The organism is Chryseobacterium sp. UYP7, from assembly GCF_056279225.1.
Genome location: NZ_JBWBQW010000004.1, coordinates 1 through 19,248 on the forward strand (window position 1 = coordinate 1; position 19,248 = coordinate 19,248).

19 protein-coding genes are annotated in these 19,248 nt (G+C 35.2%); 10 read left to right on the plus strand and 9 right to left on the minus strand.

Annotated features, from left to right (window positions below; all coding sequences use genetic code 11):
• From tssD (ACZ9HT_RS09380) to ACZ9HT_RS09425, 10 genes are all read left to right on the plus strand, one after another.
• On the plus strand, positions 1–342 hold a 342-nt coding region (gene tssD, locus ACZ9HT_RS09380; RefSeq protein ID WP_476040227.1), incomplete at its 5' end, for a type VI secretion system tube protein TssD.
• A 195-nt stretch (positions 343–537) separates the two neighbouring features.
• Complete coding sequence (locus ACZ9HT_RS09385; RefSeq protein WP_476040228.1) at positions 538–2,610, plus strand: type VI secretion system Vgr family protein; 2,073 nt, start codon at positions 538–540, stop codon at positions 2,608–2,610.
• Between the two features lie 5 nt (positions 2,611–2,615).
• Positions 2,616–3,668: a hypothetical protein gene (locus ACZ9HT_RS09390; RefSeq protein ID WP_476040229.1), complete on the plus strand. Its 1,053-nt coding sequence runs from the start codon at positions 2,616–2,618 to the stop codon at positions 3,666–3,668.
• A 10-nt stretch (positions 3,669–3,678) separates the two neighbouring features.
• Positions 3,679–5,022 (plus strand): PAAR-like protein, encoded by a 1,344-nt coding sequence (locus ACZ9HT_RS09395; RefSeq protein ID WP_476040230.1) that lies wholly within the window; start codon positions 3,679–3,681, stop codon positions 5,020–5,022.
• A gap of 4 nt (positions 5,023–5,026) precedes the next feature.
• Entirely contained in the window at positions 5,027–5,665 is a 639-nt protein-coding gene (locus ACZ9HT_RS09400) for a hypothetical protein (protein ID WP_476040231.1), read from the plus strand.
• Between the two features lie 11 nt (positions 5,666–5,676).
• Positions 5,677–6,126 carry a tetratricopeptide repeat protein gene (locus ACZ9HT_RS09405; protein ID WP_476040232.1) on the plus strand — a complete coding sequence of 150 codons (450 nt, stop codon included), beginning with the start codon at positions 5,677–5,679 and terminating at the stop codon, positions 6,124–6,126.
• 123 nt (positions 6,127–6,249) lie between these two features.
• Complete coding sequence (locus tag ACZ9HT_RS09410; RefSeq protein WP_476040233.1) at positions 6,250–7,074, plus strand: hypothetical protein; 825 nt, start codon at positions 6,250–6,252, stop codon at positions 7,072–7,074.
• Positions 7,064–8,080 (plus strand): hypothetical protein, encoded by a 1,017-nt coding sequence (locus tag ACZ9HT_RS09415; protein WP_476040234.1) that lies wholly within the window; start codon positions 7,064–7,066, stop codon positions 8,078–8,080. The genes ACZ9HT_RS09410 and ACZ9HT_RS09415 overlap by 11 nt, the downstream gene beginning before the upstream one ends.
• A complete protein-coding gene (locus tag ACZ9HT_RS09420; RefSeq protein WP_476040235.1) occupies positions 8,073–9,362 on the plus strand; it encodes a hypothetical protein in 1,290 nt (429 codons plus the stop codon). The genes ACZ9HT_RS09415 and ACZ9HT_RS09420 overlap by 8 nt, the downstream gene beginning before the upstream one ends.
• 199 nt (positions 9,363–9,561) lie before the next feature.
• On the plus strand, positions 9,562–9,930 hold the full coding sequence (locus tag ACZ9HT_RS09425) for a hypothetical protein (protein WP_476040236.1): 369 nt from the start codon (positions 9,562–9,564) through the stop codon (positions 9,928–9,930).
• Between the two features lie 292 nt (positions 9,931–10,222).
• On the opposite strand, the gene ACZ9HT_RS09430 is transcribed toward ACZ9HT_RS09425, so the two are convergent.
• The 9 genes from ACZ9HT_RS09430 to ACZ9HT_RS09470 all read right to left on the minus strand — a co-directional run bounded on the left by ACZ9HT_RS09430 (position 10,223) and on the right by ACZ9HT_RS09470 (position 19,193).
• A complete protein-coding gene (locus ACZ9HT_RS09430; RefSeq protein ID WP_476040237.1) occupies positions 10,223–12,103 on the minus strand; it encodes a type VI secretion system baseplate subunit TssF in 1,881 nt (626 codons plus the stop codon).
• A 12-nt stretch (positions 12,104–12,115) separates the two neighbouring features.
• Entirely contained in the window at positions 12,116–12,556 is a 441-nt protein-coding gene (locus tag ACZ9HT_RS09435; RefSeq protein ID WP_476040238.1) for a GPW/gp25 family protein, read from the minus strand.
• Positions 12,557–12,638: 82 nt separating this feature from the next.
• Positions 12,639–13,520, minus strand: a complete 882-nt coding sequence (locus tag ACZ9HT_RS09440) for a lytic transglycosylase domain-containing protein (RefSeq protein WP_476040239.1) — start codon at positions 13,518–13,520, stop codon at positions 12,639–12,641.
• Between the two features lie 49 nt (positions 13,521–13,569).
• Positions 13,570–13,977, minus strand: a complete 408-nt coding sequence (gene tssD / locus ACZ9HT_RS09445; protein WP_476040240.1) for a type VI secretion system tube protein TssD — start codon at positions 13,975–13,977, stop codon at positions 13,570–13,572.
• 122 nt (positions 13,978–14,099) lie between these two features.
• The gene (gene tssR / locus ACZ9HT_RS09450) at positions 14,100–16,466 is read right to left on the minus strand and encodes a type VI secretion system protein TssR domain-containing protein (RefSeq protein WP_476040241.1); all 2,367 of its coding nucleotides are present in this window, start codon (positions 16,464–16,466) and stop codon (positions 14,100–14,102) included.
• Between the two features lie 24 nt (positions 16,467–16,490).
• Complete coding sequence (locus tag ACZ9HT_RS09455) at positions 16,491–17,411, minus strand: PKD domain-containing protein (RefSeq protein ID WP_476040242.1); 921 nt, start codon at positions 17,409–17,411, stop codon at positions 16,491–16,493.
• Positions 17,412–17,430: 19 nt separating this feature from the next.
• Entirely contained in the window at positions 17,431–17,958 is a 528-nt protein-coding gene (tssO, locus tag ACZ9HT_RS09460; RefSeq protein WP_476040243.1) for a type VI secretion system TssO, read from the minus strand.
• 11 nt (positions 17,959–17,969) lie between these two features.
• On the minus strand, positions 17,970–18,509 hold the full coding sequence (gene tssO / locus ACZ9HT_RS09465) for a type VI secretion system TssO (protein ID WP_476040244.1): 540 nt from the start codon (positions 18,507–18,509) through the stop codon (positions 17,970–17,972).
• Between the two features lie 12 nt (positions 18,510–18,521).
• Entirely contained in the window at positions 18,522–19,193 is a 672-nt protein-coding gene (locus tag ACZ9HT_RS09470) for a LuxR C-terminal-related transcriptional regulator (RefSeq protein WP_476040245.1), read from the minus strand.
• Positions 19,194–19,248 lie beyond the last annotated feature (55 nt).

Below are 19,248 nucleotides of genomic sequence, written 5' to 3' on the forward strand. Positions count from 1 at the left end.
CTGAACTACAGCGTAGCGAGATCTACCGATGTTTCAGGAAGAGTAGCTTCTGATCCGAGCAACGCGATCATTAAAGTAACCATTGAAGCGACTGATAAATCAGACATCATCGAATCTTTATTGAACGGAAAATACAAACCAACAGTTGGCGAAGTAACTTTCAATAAATCCCACGAAGAAGGAACGTTGATCAAATTGAACTGGGAAAATGGTTACGTAATTCAGCACGAAGTAGATTTTGATGCGATCGACAGCAACAGTATGCTTATCTCATTCGTCATCAGCGCTGAAAAGATTAACTACGGTGGCGGTGCTTACGAAGGTGTTTGGCCGGGAATGTAAGAGGATATTTACATTTTTTACCACTAAAATAATGCATTTTAAGGAATGCATTATTTTGTCATTTTAATAGTTATTAAACCTTCTGCAAATCTTTTCTTTAGAAACGTTAAGATTTTAGGAAGAAACTATTCTCCTCTTTATGTCCCTTTATAACGTGACCTCATTTTTTATTATTAACCAAATCACTGTAAAATTATGTTCCAAGAAAATAACAACCCAAAATTTAAGAATACAGGTTTAGATTCTGTAAAAGATCGCAATTCTTTACGTGATTTGCCTAAGAATTTGGTAAAGAATCCCAACGGAATCATTCAGGATAAACTGCCCCACTCTACCGAAAATCTTTGGTCCGGCAACAATCCCACTTCAAAAATTCACAATGCTAAAGGAATTGTTGAAAATGCACTGCAAGGAATTAATCGTGTTGTAAAACTTCTGATTGTCATTAATGGAGAAATCATCAAAAACTTTAAGCATTTTAAACTGACCCAAAGTGCTGTAAAACATCACCGTTTTAGCTTGATCATTCCACATGATGCTTTGGGCCAGGAAGAAAGTTACCAATTAGAAGTCGGTCAGAAATTTTTAGGAAAAAGACTTACGGTAGTTTTTCGATACAAAGATGTTATAGACGGTCCCGAAAGAACCTTCGTGGGTGTGATTACAGAAGTTGGTTTCAGTCAGCAAAAAGGAAGTCTTGGTGATATTGTGATTGAAGGATTTAGTCCTACGATTCTTTTAGACGCTTCCCAACACACACAAAGTTTTGGCGGCACGCAATCTGTCAGTTTAAATACGATCGCTGACAACGTCATCAAACAGGGAATTAACAAAAGCTTTTACGATTACAGGGTCGATGCAAAATATGGCAGTTTAGATTACAGTGCACAATATGAAGAAACGCATTACAATTATTTAGCACGAATGGCGGAAGCTTATGGCGAACAGTTTTTCTACGACGGCGAAGTTTTACATTTTGGACAAATGCCACCTCCGGAGAAACCCATTACCTTACAATATGGCAGCAACATCAATGATGTAAAAGTTCGTATGAAAGCGCAACACGTACAACCTTCGTTTTACGGATACAACAGCAGTGAAAATAAAAAATTGACAACTGGCGCATCCACCATTAATCATGTTTCAGATATCGCAAAGCGGGCTTATAACATTTCTCAGGAAACTTTTACAACTCCAGCACTTCGGTTAGCTCCCATCAAAGCGAGCACCGACATGGATATTGGCGCCTCCCAAAAAGGTTCTGCAGGAAGTAAGGCCGTAGATGTTTTTATCACTTCCGGTACTACTACGGTTCCTTTTATGTATCCAGGTTGTCCGGCAGACATTGAAATGAGAAAACCAGGAAAAGTAACTACCAATTATTTTACAAAATTAATGATCACAGAAGTTACTCATGAGGTAGATGCAAGAGGATATTATGAAGGTCATTTTGAAGCCATCGCTGCGGATACTGGCTTTATGCCACGACCCGATTTTGAAACTCCAAGATCTGAAGTTCAGGTTGCGAAAGTCACTGCCAATGCTGATCCAAAAAATCAAGGCCGTGTTCAGGTTCAATTCGACTGGCAAAACGGTCCCGACAACACAGACTGGATTCGCGTAATGACTCCCGATGCTGGTGGAAGCGACAAGGTGAGCAAAAACAGAGGATTTATGTCCATTCCCGAAGTTGGAGATCAAGTGATGGTTGGATTTCAGCATCAATTGCCAGACAGACCTTTCGTGATGGGATCGATGTTCCATGGAAAAGTCGGCGGTGGTGGCGGAAGCGGAAATAATGTGAAAAGTTTGAGCAGTAAAAGTGGGAATAAATTAGAACTGCATGACGGTGAAGGTTCTGTTTTCTTAACTGATAAAGGCGGTGCGAATATGAAGTTTGATGGTGCGGGGAATGCTGTAACAAATACAAATAATAATAAAAGTGTGACTGTAGGTAACGATAATACTAAAACAGTTACTAATAATAACACAACAAATGTAGGCTCGAAGCACACAACAGACGTCGGTAAAGGACAAAGTATTCTGACAATGGGACAAGACGGTGTTATTGATCTAAACGGTGCAACGAAAGTTACGTTGAAAGTAGGTGAAAGTTATATAGAAATTTCAGCTTGCAATATTAAAATAGTTAGTGATGTAATAGAAATAAATGCGGTTACATCATCAACAATTAGTGGTGCAACACCAGCTAAAGCTATTTTTAATGGTACCACAACTATATCAGGTAGTCAAATAATAGAAAATTAAAGAATTTGGAATTACATAAATATCATATAAAAGAAAGAGATACAGTCCTTTCAATTTCTCAAAAATTAGGAATAACCGTCCCGTCTTTAAAAGATTTTCATAATAGCAATTCAAAACCTCATGAGTGGATAAAAGATGATGATTTGTTGCCACTATGGACTAGTTATTTGATATTACCTGATTCGGAAAGTAATTTAATAGAAAAGAAAAATAGAGAAGAGTCAGCAAGTATTATTAGCTTGAAACAATCTGAAATATCGGAAAGCTCTTATAATATTGTTCAAAAGGTCGATATGCAAATCTCAGGGAACACTATTGTTGATTCTGAAACTGAAATTTTTTGGGAATTTAAAAAGGAGAAACAAGGAAATGTATTTTATGGAAACATACTACAAAAATCTCATCAAATAAAATATATTAAGTCAATTTATCGACAGTTCGCAGAATACATGCAGAAGTTTAATAAGCCATTGGAGCATCTCACTTTAGAACTTAATACCAAGGGAAAAGTAGTAAATATCAGTAATCAGCAGGAGATACAAAATACTTGGGAAATTCTAAGAAATAATTTACTTCTTGAAATGGGTGACACGCTTGAGGAGAAAAATATATTGGAAGGGGGCGATAAAGATTTTAGCGACACATTACCTTTGTTAAAAAATAATATACTTTACAATTTATTTTTTGAAGAAGTTTACCAGGAGTATGATGATATTGGAAAATTTGTAGTGCAAGAAAAACGATATTATAATTCACAGGTGTTTAGTAATGAAAAGGTAAACATTATTACTAAAAGAAAAGTGGATAAACAAGGAAATATTGCTAAAATAAAATTTTATTCAGAAGCAAATACTACTGATAACCAACATTTATGTGAGATATATAATACCAAACTTAGAGAATTCTTGCAAGAAGATTTTAACTACACATTTACATGGTCTATAGAGTACCATTACGATATTGAGAAAGGGAAATTGATGTTGTGTCATTCAAATATAAAGGAGCAAGCAAGTAGCAAATATATTTATTTAACGTCTCACAAAATAGAATTAAACTAAAAGCTAAAAAATGAGTAAATTATATGTACCTGACGGAGCTTGGCTTGTATGCTCCAATGGGATGAAAAAGCAGCAGATAAAGGTAACAAGTCAAAGCAGCGTTACAATTGCAGGTGGACATTTCAAAGCTACTATTGACGATAGACCTAGCGGAAATTTTATTTGTGGAAAAATGGCGGTTGCAGGTGCTATTATTGGAGCTGTCGTAGGTATTGCATTAGTTGCGGGTTCAATAGTTTCTGGTGGTGCATTGGCAGTGGCAGCTATTGCAGCAGCTGGTGCAGCGGCTGGTGTAGGTGTATCAATAGTACCATCGATATGTGGTATGCTGCTAAAAACATGGATGCCATTTGATACTAACGTAACTACTGGTGGGAAAGCTCCTCTTCTGGAAAACTCACAAATTCCCTGTTTATTAGGTGGAAATGTCATGATTCTTTATTCAGAAAAAGCAGCAAGTGAGTTTACAGATATTACTCTTGGGAGAACTGCCATAAATGTAGTGGGCGTAGTAGCTCTTTCATATTTATTGTATCCAGCACTTTCTGCAATTGGTACGACTGCCGTAACAGCAAAGACAACAATAACCACTTTTGGTTGGGCTGCAGGGATGAATTATCTTGGTGGTATAGGACTTTCTACAGGTGTTGCATATGGTGTCGGTTTTGGAATTGACCAGGCAAAGGGAGGGGTTTATTCAACCATTCCAACAGGTGACGGAAATACTATTAAAGACTATATTGATGGATTCGAAACTAGCCCAGAAAATCTAGTTCAAAATCATAATTTATTAAATTCAGATGGTAATAAAGGTGTAGAAGAACATGCAAATGATCTTGGCGGAGCTACGGGTGTCGGTAAGGAAACAATTGGCAACAGAAGTTCTGAATATATTATTAGAGATAGAACAACATCTGTACGTTTAGATGATATAGAGGAACACGGTGTTACAACAACAAGTGGAAATGGTCGTGTTTCAGGGACGATAGATGGTCGAAATCCTAATACAACTCGTGGTTTAAATGTTATCGATGAAGATTTTGGTGGAAGATATCAAGAAATTGAAAGAACTACAACAACGACCAATTCTCAATATAGTTCTTTAACCAAATCAGATTATAGTTCTATTACAAGAAATTCGCTAAAGAATGCTTACTTAGATCAAAAAGGGCTACCCACGTTCGGGAAAGATGGTCCAAAAGGAGGAGGTGTTATTTTAGGCTTTATGCAAGATGCTTATAAAGGGATAAGTAATTTTATACTCAAAGATCAAGCTGAAGATCTGATAAATGCGATGCAAGGAGAAGAAGCCAGCGCTAGAGCCAAAATAAACGTGGTAGCAGGTAAAGACTAACTTAATGATCAATTTTAAAGAATCTCGGATATTTTTAATTACATTTCTTTTAGGTGTGACCTATTTCATATTTTCTATAGGATTAACTATTTGCGATTTTTCTACTATGGAAAGGCATGAGTGGAATCATGCAGAAAACCAGAGTACTGTTTATTCCAGCCGGAGGAGTACAACCGTAACATATAATTTTGTTAAAGATAATGTAAGAATTAGTCGAAAGTATCCTGGGATTTTAGAAGGATTAAATACATGGATGTGGAACATTGATAAAAATGTTAGCCATGTTGATATATCTTTTTATACAAGAAAATGTGATCTTGAGAAAATTTTAAAGAAAAAGATTGTTTTCAGGAAAGATTTATTTGGCGGCAAATTAAAAGAGTTAGTCTCACTTCCATTTTTTGGCTTAAGAACTATTAAAGGTGATTCATCAAAAATTCTATTACTTCTGGATATTTGGAAATTTAACTATTCCATATTATTTGCATTTTTTATATTTGTTCTACCTTATTTCTTAGTGTTTTCTTTTGAAAAACTACCGAAAATTAACATCGAAAAAGATAGAAATATGATCTCAGAAATGAAGATTGGAGGAAGGTTAATATTTCTTTTTATAATTTTAATAATTAATCTATTAGTATAAGTATGAAAAAAATGATTCAGATAGTTGTCGGTATTATAGCTCTTGGATTTTTAATAGTGATTGTAAAAGAAAATTTTTTCACCTCCGAAGATTCCAAATCATACAGGTCAGGATGGGAAGCCTACGAAAGAAACCAACCTGAGCTGGCAATCTTTAATTTTAATCACGTGGATAAAGAAAAACATCCTGATATTTTATTAGGTTTAGGTTCATCTTATTTAAATATTGGCGATTATAAAAATGCCATACAAAATTTGCAAGAAGCTCACGATAAAAATTATGGTAAAGGAACTTTGGATTACGATAAACTATTGATTGCCTTAGGAATGAGCTATTTATATAAAGGAGATCTAGATAAAGCAAAAGTTTTTCTAAAAAAAGCACGACAAAATGGAAATATCAATACCCAAATAAATTTTAAAATATTAGACTCAGTTGAGCAAAGTAATAGAGATCGTTAATAATATGAATTTATGACGAGACTTAACTTGGATTTCTTTTCTTCATTTTCAGTTTATTTATGGATCGCTTATACTCTGTTTACAGTTGTTATAACCTATACTGATTTTTCTACACTTAAAAAAATGTCATGGAAAGATGCAGAAAATCAAAGCACAGTCTATTCAAGTCTGCGTAGCACAACGGTCACTTACAATTTTAAATTAAATAAGGCAAAGAATGAAGTTGAAGTGAGTCTTTTGGATTTTTTTTACGAATTTAATCCACCTGCACTTTCCCGAATTTTTGATTTCATCTCAAAAGTGGACTTTATAAGAAATAATTGCTTGATCAAATACGATTCAAACGGAAGATTTTTAAAAATTGAAAATAAAGATCTATTACCGAAAAAATGGGAGCAATTTAAAAATGATGAATTATCTGACATTGAATTTGTGAATGTAATTAAGCAGACAAAACCTCAGGAATATGAAAATTTAATAAAACAGGGAGATTTACAGTTTTTAGAAGTTTATGATGATCAAAAAGATTTTAACAGAGATTTGTTTTATTTAGTATTGCTTGATAAATATTTAATCCTGCCACACAAACAATTAGAAACTGAGATATATGAATATCAGTCTCAGCTATTTCCGGATGTTGTAGTTCCTATGAATATGAGGTACGATGTTCTAAAAGTGGAGGGCGATCTGGTAACAGTTAGAAAAGTTTGGGAAACGATTGAATCTGAAGAATTATTGGAAAAGGTGAGCAAAGGTTACGAAAAACATCACCAACCATTAATTAAATACAAGTTTTCAAATTATAAATTGGATATGAGAAATCTTTTCACTTATAATCATAAAACCAAAGTTATCATTAAAGCTGAACTTTCAATCATCGAAAATATCGAAAATAACATCAAGTCTGAATGTATATTTAACTTGAAAAAAGTTGGTAATGAAGAATGAGGAAATAATTTTGAAAACGGTTCCAGCCCGCAATAAAAGATTGGTAGCTTTTTTTCTAGCGATCATTCTGGTAATTATATTTTCTTATTTTGTACCTGGATGGGATTATTTGTTTGAAGTAAAAACACATCTCATACAACTGTTTGGTCTACCAATGATTTGTTTTCTGCTTTTAAGTTTTTACTTTCTGATCTTTATTTTTTGCTATAAAATGATTTTCGGATTGTTTTCTAAAAAAGTGGTCCTTAAAATTTCTGAAGATCAGTTACTAACTTTTTTTGTCGAAGGTGATGGTAATTTTGTAATTAGTAAAAGTCAATTGGAAATTGATAAAAATATTATTAAAATACGTGGTGAAAAAAATATAGATTTATTACTGAAAGATAACAATAAAGGAGCTTTATTGCAAAAAATATTGATGAAAGAAAAAAACTTTACTAATGATTCAGCACAAGAATCTTTCATAGGAGGAGTCAGAAGTCTTTTTGAAATGTATATTTATTTCATTTTCTTACTGCTCATCTATATTTTAACCGCTATTTTTAGTTATAAATTTATTACGCCATATATCGCAGATCTTCAGATTTTATTTAGAGCAAAAGGTGCTTTACTAATGATTATTAGTTCTCTTCCATTTATTTTAATTTTTGTTTCAGTAACTTATTCTTTTACGGTTAAAATAATTTTGGGTAAAAATAAAGTGGACTATAATTTCCTGAATAACGGTTTATCATTATCTCAAGGAAAAAAAAATTTTGAATTAAACAAAAAAGAAATAGAGAAGACCGTTTTTTTTATAAATACAGTGAGCGGTTCAATAAAGTACTTTGTTATTTACAGTAAGTCAAAAAAAAATTATTTGATATATAATAAAGACAATGATGTGGATTTTCAGAATTTTATAAACAGGTATAAAATTCTTTTTGAAATCACCGAAAAAATTAGTACCACTTTGTCTTCATCTCCGAAAAGTATATATTACAAAGAAACATTTTATCATGAGTAAATATTTGCCACAAGAATCGTTTATCGTCTGTTCACATCAGGTAAATCCTTCCCCTGGAGTTTTGCTAGCAGATCCTAATCTCTGGAATCTAAGTGTTATTTACAAATCAGAAAAAAAACCATTATTAACAGAAGTTGATAAAATTTTAAAAGATGATTTTGAGTGTAAAAGTAATTGGGGACAGGCTGCAGGTTGGGGTTTCTTTTTTGGAGGACTAATTGCAGGTTTAGCAATTGCGGCTGCAGTAGCATTTTTGGTATTAACGTTCGGAGTTGGTGCAATTATAATAGGTGTTTTAGCTACTGTAATTATTGGTTCCGGACTTACTTTAGCCCTTGCTTCAAACAGCACAAAATGTAATCCTAATCTTACTGAGTGGGTAAATCCGCATTCAAAAGTGAAGTTTGAGAAAAATAAAGCATTAACTCAAAAATCCTTTTTAACCTGTACTGCAGGACCAGGAATTTTAACTCCCTTTATTGATGAAGATGAGGCAAAAGCTGCCGCAAAAAATGTCGCTTTCAGGAATATGGGCGAAGTTGGATTAACTGCAGTGATCAGCGGATTGTTTGGTTTTACTGTAGGATATTCCGGTGGAACTGCAATGTTGAGTGGTGGACTTGGAGCTGGTCTTTTAGCCGGTGGAAAAGAGGTAGCAGTAGGAGTTGTAGGTGCTTATCTGATTTATCAACCACTTTCTAATTTAGAAGCTAAAGGTATGCAATCCTTATACAGCAATGAGAATGGAGATCAAACCTACGATGAAATGTTGGACGCCAGAAAAAATATGGAAAATGGTTTTGCAGTAGATTCACCAGATGATCCATACATTGGAACTTCACAAACAACCGCTGTAGGGAATATAAAAGACCACTCTTTTGATCTTTACCGACAGCAGCAAAACGAGAAGTATATAAAGGAAATTATGAATTTAAAGGGAACGCGCGCTGAAAGAGAAGCTAGAACTGCAGAAATAGTTACTGAGATGAAAAAGACAAGATCAGGATCTGAAGCTGTAGAAGCAATGAGACGAAGAAATGGAAATATTTATCCCAGAGAGAGAACCAGCAGAAAAGGTAATACTGTTATCAACCAGCATAGATCTGAGACTACAAAAGGTATGAAATCTGAGGCTGCAAAAGGTTTTAGCGGGATGAATGCTGTTGGTTTAATTTTACCATTATTGGTATCACCTCTTAGCGAGTGGACCTTTAGTGTTCTGGCAGATTCTTATGCAAATCAATCAGGTGGAGGAATGACAATTAATTCCTGCCAAAATTAACTTCAAGAAAATTGCAAAGGTTTCAGGCGAAGGATTTTTATTTTTCCTCTCATTTGTTGGTACTTGGCTTTCAGAGAAAGCTAGTGCCGATTTAGCTAATGCAATGGCAAAAGATCTAGCGGCTAGTGAAGGTGTCAGTATAGTCGCTACCACACCAGTAAATTAACCGAATTTCTCATCATTTATTAAATTTATCATTATGAAAATATTCTTTCACAACTACAAAACACGGCAAGGCATCCCATCAGACGATCCTCAAAACGCAAATATCACTCAAGCTCTGGAGATTTTCTCGACCTTAAATTCAGAACTTGAAAATTATTTCGGGATGATCGACGATGCCGATAAAACCATTCAGTTTGTTTTAGTAGCAAACAACAAATGGTTGGTCGATATCCCAAACCCACCTGAGTTTATTAATGATCAGCGATACGCGACCGATGAAGAATGCCAAGAGATAATAATTAAACTTTTTGAAACAAATAAGATCGTTTCTTCTTACGAGATGAAAAAGGTTAATATTCTGGAAGAAACTCTAGATGAAATTATTGAAGCAGAAGGTCAGTAAAGTTTATAAATGTAATTAGGAATTTTAGAAAAAATTATCAATAATAATTTTACCATTTAGAACATTTTGAAATAAACTCCACTACAAGGAATTTGTTGATAAAAACCAAAGCTAGTTAATTTTTAAGATGATTTGCACCATCATCTATCTCAATTAATAGGTAAATTATTTCGAACAAGTTTTAAAAAAAATCAATTTTAAGATCATATCAAAAAAACCGCATTTACGCGATTTTTCTTCCTTAATATTATTTAGCAAGATCAATCAACTTAAATTGATTAATTCATAATGCCTAAACATCTACTGCGATCTCTTCAAAAATTTTCACTCGGTAAATGACGCCGTCAATGGCTCGCATTTTAATATTATTCGTGAGGACAACGGCAAGGTTATCCCAATAGCCTTTTCCGTAAAAAGAATAGCTGTGCGGAATAATATTAATGTCCACCGTTTTTACAAAGCCTTCTTTTGGTTTGTCGCTAATGATCGTGCCGCGAGTGACTTTTATAGATTTTAAATCATCCTTCATCATCATTTGACAATAGGCTTTAATATCTTCTACAGACACAATTTTGTCTCTCGTCATCAACGCATAGCGGTAAGCCTGAATGCTGTTCGCACCTTTCTGTTCGAGATCACCACCGGTTGTATCCGTCAATAATGTGATTCTTTTTGTTTTTTCCTGAGAATTAAGAACGGTACTTGGTCGAATATTATTGGCAAGTGAACAATGCGTTACCCAGAACGACGCGTAACAGTGTACCGTAGAATCAATTGGCTCTATAATTACATAGTTCACATCTTCTACCAGAGATTTGTCGGCATTCTCTACTTTCTTGATCATGCCCTTCATTTTATCCGACATTTCACTCAGCACATCTTTCACTTTATCTCTGTTGAAAACGGAAAAAGCAGCAACCTCATCACGGGTTAATTCTAACACGTGAATCATTAGATCAACTGCATTTCTTTTACTGAAGCGTTCCATTCCTCCTTTTCGAACCGTGTATAAACCTTTACTCAAGCTGTCATTTGGCGTAAATGGGATTTCGTCATATTTTTTACCGAGACCATCAACAACTTCCTGAACATAAAGAAAAAATTCACCTTCTGCAGTTTCGAGCGGAATATTGTTTCCCATAATGTCGAGGACATATTCCGTTTTCTTCCAGGCTCTGTTATAGATTGGAAAAGCATTCAAAGCAAAAGAAAAATTATCTAAGATCTGCTCCGTAAACTGGGGCGGAAACTCAAAAGTCAACCAAACGAATCGATGATCCTTGATAATTTGTTCCAGCTGTGGCGTATTTTCCCGAAGATGCTGTAATTCAAAAGGAAAAAATCCTTTTTCAATGATCAGGTCATCAGAAACACCTTCAACTTCGACAAATTTATGATTGTATATTTTTTTGATGTCTTCGGTGACTTTGTAGCGTATAGACTGCTCCCGGAAAACTTCTTCGAAACCTGAATAACTGTTTTGGTCTTCATACGTTCTTCCCGGACTGATCTGCAAAGGCTTGCCGTTGCTCGTAACTTTTACGTGTGGCAAAAGCCGGTACACATAATCGATATGTTCAAAAGCAAGATTTGCACAGTATAAACTTAATTTTTCGGGTAGTTTCCCCGCGTTATATTGCGAAACATCGATCCCTATCGTCACTCTTCGGTAATCTTCTACCCTACTGTTTACACGACAAATCGGAACCCGGTTCAGGCTCTCATCAAAAGTATAACAGGTATTGCCAACGATCATGGTGGTTACCTGCGCTTTAATTACATTAATGTCGTTAACTGGCGTAAAAGCAACATCGATCTGTTTGTCGGATTGTGTTTTCGTGTAAGAATTAATGCTTTTTTTGAAGAAGAATTCATCATAATTCATGAGCAGTTCTGAATCATCTTCGGGCATATAAAAAGCGATGGCATGCGCCGGAGCGGGATGTGTATATTTTGTTGGAGTCAGCATTTTTGCTAACCGTTCCAATAATCTGCTGTTCACATTCTGGATCTCATTATTTGCCTTGAAAACTTCGGTACTAAAAGCATCGATCAGTAATTTAACAAATGGATCTAAGGATTGAACGCTTTTTACGCCCCATAATTTGGTGGCGTTCTGTAACATTCTGGCTTTTATAGTTTCTTTGGAGTAGATATTCTGATCTAAATTCATCTTTATTTAACTTTAGTCAATAGACATTGGACTTAAAAAGAGTTCCGTAACAAAATTATACTGTTCACCGGTAGATTCTAATTTCGCGTTGATGGCGATTTTGACTTTCTTTTTTATTTCTGTGAAAGACCGAGTGTCATAATTTTTTTCAACGAAAATAATATGTGCCTTGATTTGAGGATTTACGATGCGGGGTTCGTAATCTGCGATCTGTCTTTTAAGACTGTTAATGAATAAAGTTTCCCAGCCTGCAGATGAAACACCGTTATCAAACTCTAGATTCCAGACATCGTTGCCATATTGGTCATCATAACGGTTCTCTCCTTTTTTGGTGATGATAAGAAGCATAATATTCTGCGCAATACTTTCTGCCATATCGCAGGTTTGGATCGCACCATTTTCTTTCATTAAAGAAGACGGGTTAAACGGAAGGGAGTAATTTGAACTTTCCATAATAATCACATTTGTATCTAAAATAATACTCGATTAAATTATAAAATTTAATCGAGTATTTGGTACTAATTAATGACTTTTTTTACGGAACAAGCGAAAGCCGTAATATTTTATTTTTATTGCCTTCGAACGTTGCCATTTCCTGCGGTGGTAAATAAAAAGTAACATCTGACTGGTCTCTTAATTTCTTCGTAATGTCCGGATTCCATTTGTTAATGTCGCTTAAATCAACGTTTAAAAAACTCGCGATCACTTCTAAATTATAACCTGAATTGATCTGCGTTCCTAAAAGTGAAGGATCTTTAACTTCCACTTTCGTAAAAGTTGAGGCAGGTCTTTTTACTTTTATTGTTTTAGGCGCAGATGTGATTCTTTTTACTTTGCTGTTTCTAAACAGATCATCTAATTCTCCCGTCGCATAACACGCGTTGATGTACTTTTTGATGGAATTCGTGGTTTCGTCGGGCAAATAAATATAATAATCTTCGTAATTGGTGGAACCTGCTTGAGCCATTGCTTTCGCAACATTACCTTCACCACAGTTATAGGCCGCTAAAACTGTGATCCAGTCATGATATTTATTATACATTCTTGTTAATGAATTTGCAGCAGTTTGCGTACTGCGATAAACATCGGCGCGGTCTGCCTGACTTAATCCGTGATCCTGCGCATGATCCGGCATGATCTGCCAGATCCCAACGGCACCTGCAGTAGAAATACTGCTGTTCGCGAATCCCGATTCCAATAAAGAAAGATTGCGTAAATGTCTCGGTAAACCTCTGCTTACCAAAGTATATTCGATATAGTTTACGATTTCGCGGTTCGCATTAATGGTGCTTCTAATTCGGTTCACACTCGCATCTGACTTATCGGTTACCGTGAGTACCTGCGCAAAAACAGTTCCCTTTGAAAAAAGAACTGCAGTGAAACTCAATACGAGTAATTTTGTAAAAATGTTTTTCATGGTGATTTTAAAAGCCCGCTACATAAAAAATATGCAGCGGGACTTATTTTTAGTTACCTGGCCAAACTCCTTCATAAGCAGATCCGCCGTAATTGATTTTTTCTGCACTAACCAGGAATGAGATCAGCATATTATTGTCATTAAGCGCATCAAAACTTAATTCGTGCTCTATAACATAACCGTTTTCCCAGTTTAATGTAATTAATGTTCCTTCTTCGTGAGATTTGTTAAAGGTTACTTCTCCGGTTGTTGGTTTATATTTTCCGTTAAGCAAACTTTCTAAGATTGTAGAACTTTCTGTTGCTTCAACGGTAACTCTTACCAATGCGTTAGATGGATCAGATGCTACGCGACCCGAAACATCGGTAGAACGCTGAACACCATAATTCAATTTTAAAATTTTTTGTGCCGCACCTCCGTTGAACTTCAGTACGCCTCTTGAATTGTCTACTGCCATAATTTCTAAATTTTTAATTAATATTGTTGATTTGTTATTTCAAAAGTACAGCACTTAAAACTAAAAAAACCATCATTTTCTAAAAAGAAATAAATTGTAGTAGTTCTACTACAAAACACCTCCTAAAGTGCGGCTGTATCGTCAACGGTCGGCATGAAAAATTCGTTCAACCAGTAAACAGTCATTCCGTTCTGTATAATTTTTACTTTAGGATTATTTTTATTCTCTAAAAGTCGGTTGGCTAACAACTGATAATTCTTAAAGTATTTTTGAACAATCTCTTTACTCACCGTTTTTTTATCTTTCCAGCCTTTCAAAATAAACTGCGACATTATTTGTTCATCAGAATTATCGAAACCGGTACTCAAGGCTACTGCAGTACTCATAGGTTTGCCGTAAAGTGCACTCGAAGATAATTCTTCGATCGTTGGATCATTCTTTTGGATGATGGAAACAAACTTGGAGATTGCACGGTTTTGATTGAAATTTTTATTATCGGGATCAGTCGCTTTATAGATCTCATTGTACATCATCCGAAGATTTTCGTATTCCGATTCTGAGATCAAGATCCCTTTATGAACACCATCTACAGGTTTTCTTAAGGCAACCGGAATAAAACCAGAAGCTAAGAAAGGGTAATCAAACGATAGTAACTCCGACGAAACTGGTACAGGCAAAGGCGTTGGCGCACCCGGAAATCTAAAGGCATATCTTCCTTCCAAGATCGTTTTGTTTGAACCTACTTCTGATTTAAAATAAGAGGTAAGTGATTTTTCTGTAAATCGGTTTTCGTGAGTCACCTGAACCAATAAAGTATCTAAAGCTTTTATTAGAAAGGCATTGCTGTTTGTTTCTCTTCTTTTTGGGTAAATTACAAAACCCTGCGTCATACTTTTATTTGGATAATCCAGGGAATAAACACCTTCGTCTCCTTCAATCAGGTTGAAATTATTTTTATTGATAATGAAATTCTGATCTGCCACTTTCTCTTTGTTTAACTCAGCTATGTTTCTGGATGTGGTGGTAATCGCATTTTCCGAGAGTAGAACGAAGTTGTTATAAATATCCGAAGGTTTAGACTGCGTTTGATAAGAGATCATTTTCGCCTTCGCACTCGATAAAGTTCGGATCGTACTGGCGTCAGTTACACTGCTCGCTGCGGTAGAACCAATGAGTACAACGATATTGGTTTCGTCGGGAACCGTATTTAGTAATTCTCCGGCAGTTGCCAAAGCTTCATTTACCGGTTGTCCGCCTACTCTTTCGCACGTCATTTCCGCAGTTTTCTCATCAATATATTTGAATATTCCACTGAAATCACTCGATAAAACCGAGGCAATCACATTTGAGCCGCAAGGGTTATTCTTATATAAAACAACACTATATTTTACGCTTTTATAGTAAGATAAGTTATTAATTTTAAGCTGAATATCCTGAATGATCGATTTCGCGATTGGCGAATAAGATCTGTTTTCTGCGCTTACATCTAAAGTAAAAACAATATTTAAATGCTTACTTCTTCTCGTAATCTCTTTATATCGGTTAAATGAAAGTTTTTCCCCGATCGCATTAAAAATAAAATTAGGACTGTAATCAAAAGCGTTCGTAAAATATTTAGTAGAATTTTTATTCAGATTAATGGAGGTTGGAAAGATATTTTCTAAAACGCTTCTATCTTTCGAATCTGTTAGGGCAATAATGGGACTTTCTGTAGTAAATTCTGGAAGTGTATTATAAATCCCGGAAGTCGGCACATTGGCGTAATCGTAATTGCTGTCTAATTTTATAGCTGATCTTTCACCCCAGGTCGAGATCATATTTGAGCTTACCCAACCGTACATGTTGTTGGCAATACTATCCATACTGAACTTCGGTTTCTGCCCAATCAAATATCCTCTCTCATCGGCAGATTTTTTATAAATGTAAACCATTTGTCCAATAGGTAATTTCTTAGCAATTGGCTCAGAAAGACTTGGCGAAGAATAAACAAGCGCCGAATCATTTTTTAAATAGGCAGCAGCGTTTTTTATCACATCAACGTTATTGGGAACCACAGAAGCCTTCAAAGTAAATCCCGAAAGTCTCTCCGTAACAGCATTGCTCCAGAGCAGCAAATTATCTTCGGAGATCCAACCATACGATTTTACAGATTTGCCCGGTAGTTTTTTCAGGAGTGCATCGGCATTATATTCTGCAACTTTTACCAGTTTTCTCGATTTATTATGATCAAGAACCAACAAAGGTTCTAAAAATTTAATTTCTTTTGGAGACTCGTTTTTTTCCTTTTTCAGGTAAACGGTATTTTTTTCCCGGTCCGAATAAACAACCCAGGGCGAAGCTTTTTTCGGAAAACCGTTAATAACCAAAGTCTGTTCTACATTGCCGTAATAGTTGGGCGCCGGAGTTTTAACAGATGGCACTCTAACTGCACAAGCGGTAAGAATAATTCCTGCTCCCAGTAAAGATATGGTAGAGATCGTATTTTTCATAGTGATGTTTTAGGGTTACAGGGTCTATTTGCTTTGAGTAATTTCTAGTTTGATGATACAGGTCTGATTATTATCAAAAGTAGTTTTAACTTCCTGAATAATATTGCTTTTATCAAATTGCAATCCTGTACAGTAATAATAAAGGTTCTTTATTTTTTCTCCGTTCACCGTTACTGCAACATTATCGTTATTACAGAAATAAGAATTCAACAGATAATTATAATTTGAATTGAAGTTATTCCCATACGCAATTTGCTGAAGAACTCTTTTCAGATCATCATCTATCTCGTTATAAGTATCGTCTACGGTGGTAGAAATATCCTGTTCTACCGCTTCGATAGGATTGTATGAAGGCAAAACTCTGATTTGATGAGTGATCGGCTCCATACTGTCATCCGTAAAAAGGGTCACCGTATAAATTCCGGGCGTTTTATAAGAATAAAAGCCCATTTTTTCTTTAGAATCAATGTTTCCTGTTTCCCCAAACTTCCAGGTAAATGATTTGGCATTGGGAGACACTGCACGAAAAACTACATTTTCTAACTGCATTGCTTGCGAAGGTCCGTCAATTGTCGCAGGACTTGCCAATATTATAGGTTGATCTACAATTCTGTTAGAAACTAAAATAGGAAATGTTTTGGTATATTTATTATCGATGGTGAGTTTCACCTCATAAAAACCCGGTTTGGAATAAAAGTGTACACCTTTGCCACGTTCAGAAGTTTTTCCGTCGCCGAAATCCCATTTTTTTGTTTTTGCATTGTCGGTCTTATCCTCAAATTTTAAGGAATCGCCCAACGATAAATTGGCAGGAAATGCTACTGCTACAATATCATCCGGATCAACAGATTTTCTTTGCAGCCAGATCGCGATCAAAGACGCCACCAGCAATGTGGAGACTACAGCGATAATAATGTTTTTCTTGTTTTTCTGAAAGTAAGTCATATTTTCAACGGTTTTAGTTCTAATTTCGGCTTCCCATGATCTGTGCGTTTTTACGCAGATTTATTTGTTGCTGAAGTTCTTTTATACCAATGGTACATTCCTCAAACTGCTTTGTAAACGTTTTTAGATTATCGTTCTTTTTAACGATGATCTTTTTATCGTCGAAATACATTTTGTAATATTTCGCAATGAGCGGATAATTATTTTTTCTGGAATCTGTAATAATAACATCCGAGAAAGCATCCTTAATATCGCCGATCTCATATTTCAGTTCATTCTCTTCTACAGGTTGTGGCTTTTCACTACTAAGTCTTTTCATCTTGATGAAAGTACTGTCTACGAGCGGTTGAACGGATTTTTGGCGGTCATCAAAAATACCTTTCTGCTTTAATGTTTTTATCGCAATAGCATCGGAAGTGCTAAATGGAGATTCTATTTTATGTAAGAAAATGATCCCTAAAAAAAGAACGCCTAAAAAAAGCATCGCTAAGAGATAGATGAAATAATATCGTTTTTCTTTTTTTGATAACGTGATCTGTAACTGCATAATCTCTTTTTTTAACGTCGTCTTAGCGTTGGTCGCTTAATGGGTTTCGGAACACTGTTCATTAAATTTTCGCTTGCACCATTTAAGCGCGACTGGCATTCCTGCAAATTTCGCATGGCGATCTGTTCCTGAGATGATACCGAGATCAAATCGTTTTTCAGGTTGATCATTTCGCTCATATTTCTAATAAGGGTTGAATATTGCTTGAATTCTTTAATACTGTCCTGACCCATAATATTTTTACAGTCCCGGATCGACTCAATAATATTATCGCGAAGAAAAACTTCATTCTGTACTTTGTCCGAAGCCAGCATGTTCATTCGCGAGTAAATGGTTTCCATTCTGTCCTGTAAAAGTTCATCTTTACTTTGCAGTGTAATATATTTACTCACCGATTCTGCGATCTCTTTCTGTTGAAATTCACTGCTTTTAAAAAACATGAAGAGTGCAAGAAAACTTACACCGGTAAGAATGACAAAAGAGGATATAAATCCCCAGATACCTATATTTACTGCTTTCTTATTTAATTTTTCCTGTCCTGACGAATTCATTTTCCTACTTTTTTAAATACTTGTATTGTAATAACCACTTTCTACACAAAAACGAACCAGCTCAAACTTGGTCTTTAAACCCAGCTTTTCGGTAAGTCTTTTAACATAGGTGTCCACCGTTCTTGCGCTAAGATTCATTCGTTCCCCAATATCTTTGTTGCTGAATCCATCATAACAAAGTTTTATCATCTGAATTTCTGATACCGATAATTCCTGCTGACTCTTTTTTTGGCGGTCTAAATAATTTTGAACTTCCTGCATCTGATTCGACCATTCTTTTTGATATTCCGAAAATTCTACATTATCCGATAATATAGAGTTTTTCAGAATATCTTTAATCACAATGCTGCTTTTTTGGCAGTAATATGTATTGGGAATCTCCGATATAACTTCATCCATATCACTTTGGTATGTTCCAGAGTAAGTAATGATCGGGGTATGCGTGTTGGATTGGCGGATAAATTTAATAGCTTCTAAACCGCTTAGAATCGGCATGTATAGATTGATAAGAAAAACATCTTCCTGTTTCCAAAATAACCTGTTAATAAGTTCATGACCATTATTACAGTCATTAACAACTCTGTAGAAAGGATTTTCTAAGAGCATTTTCAGTAAAAACTGCTTGAAATAAAAGTCGTTATCAGCTACAGAAAAACGAACTACACCAGTAGATTTTTTATCCATCAATTTCTATTTTAGTTACAGCTTGCATTCAGGTCAAATGCAGTAATTACACATG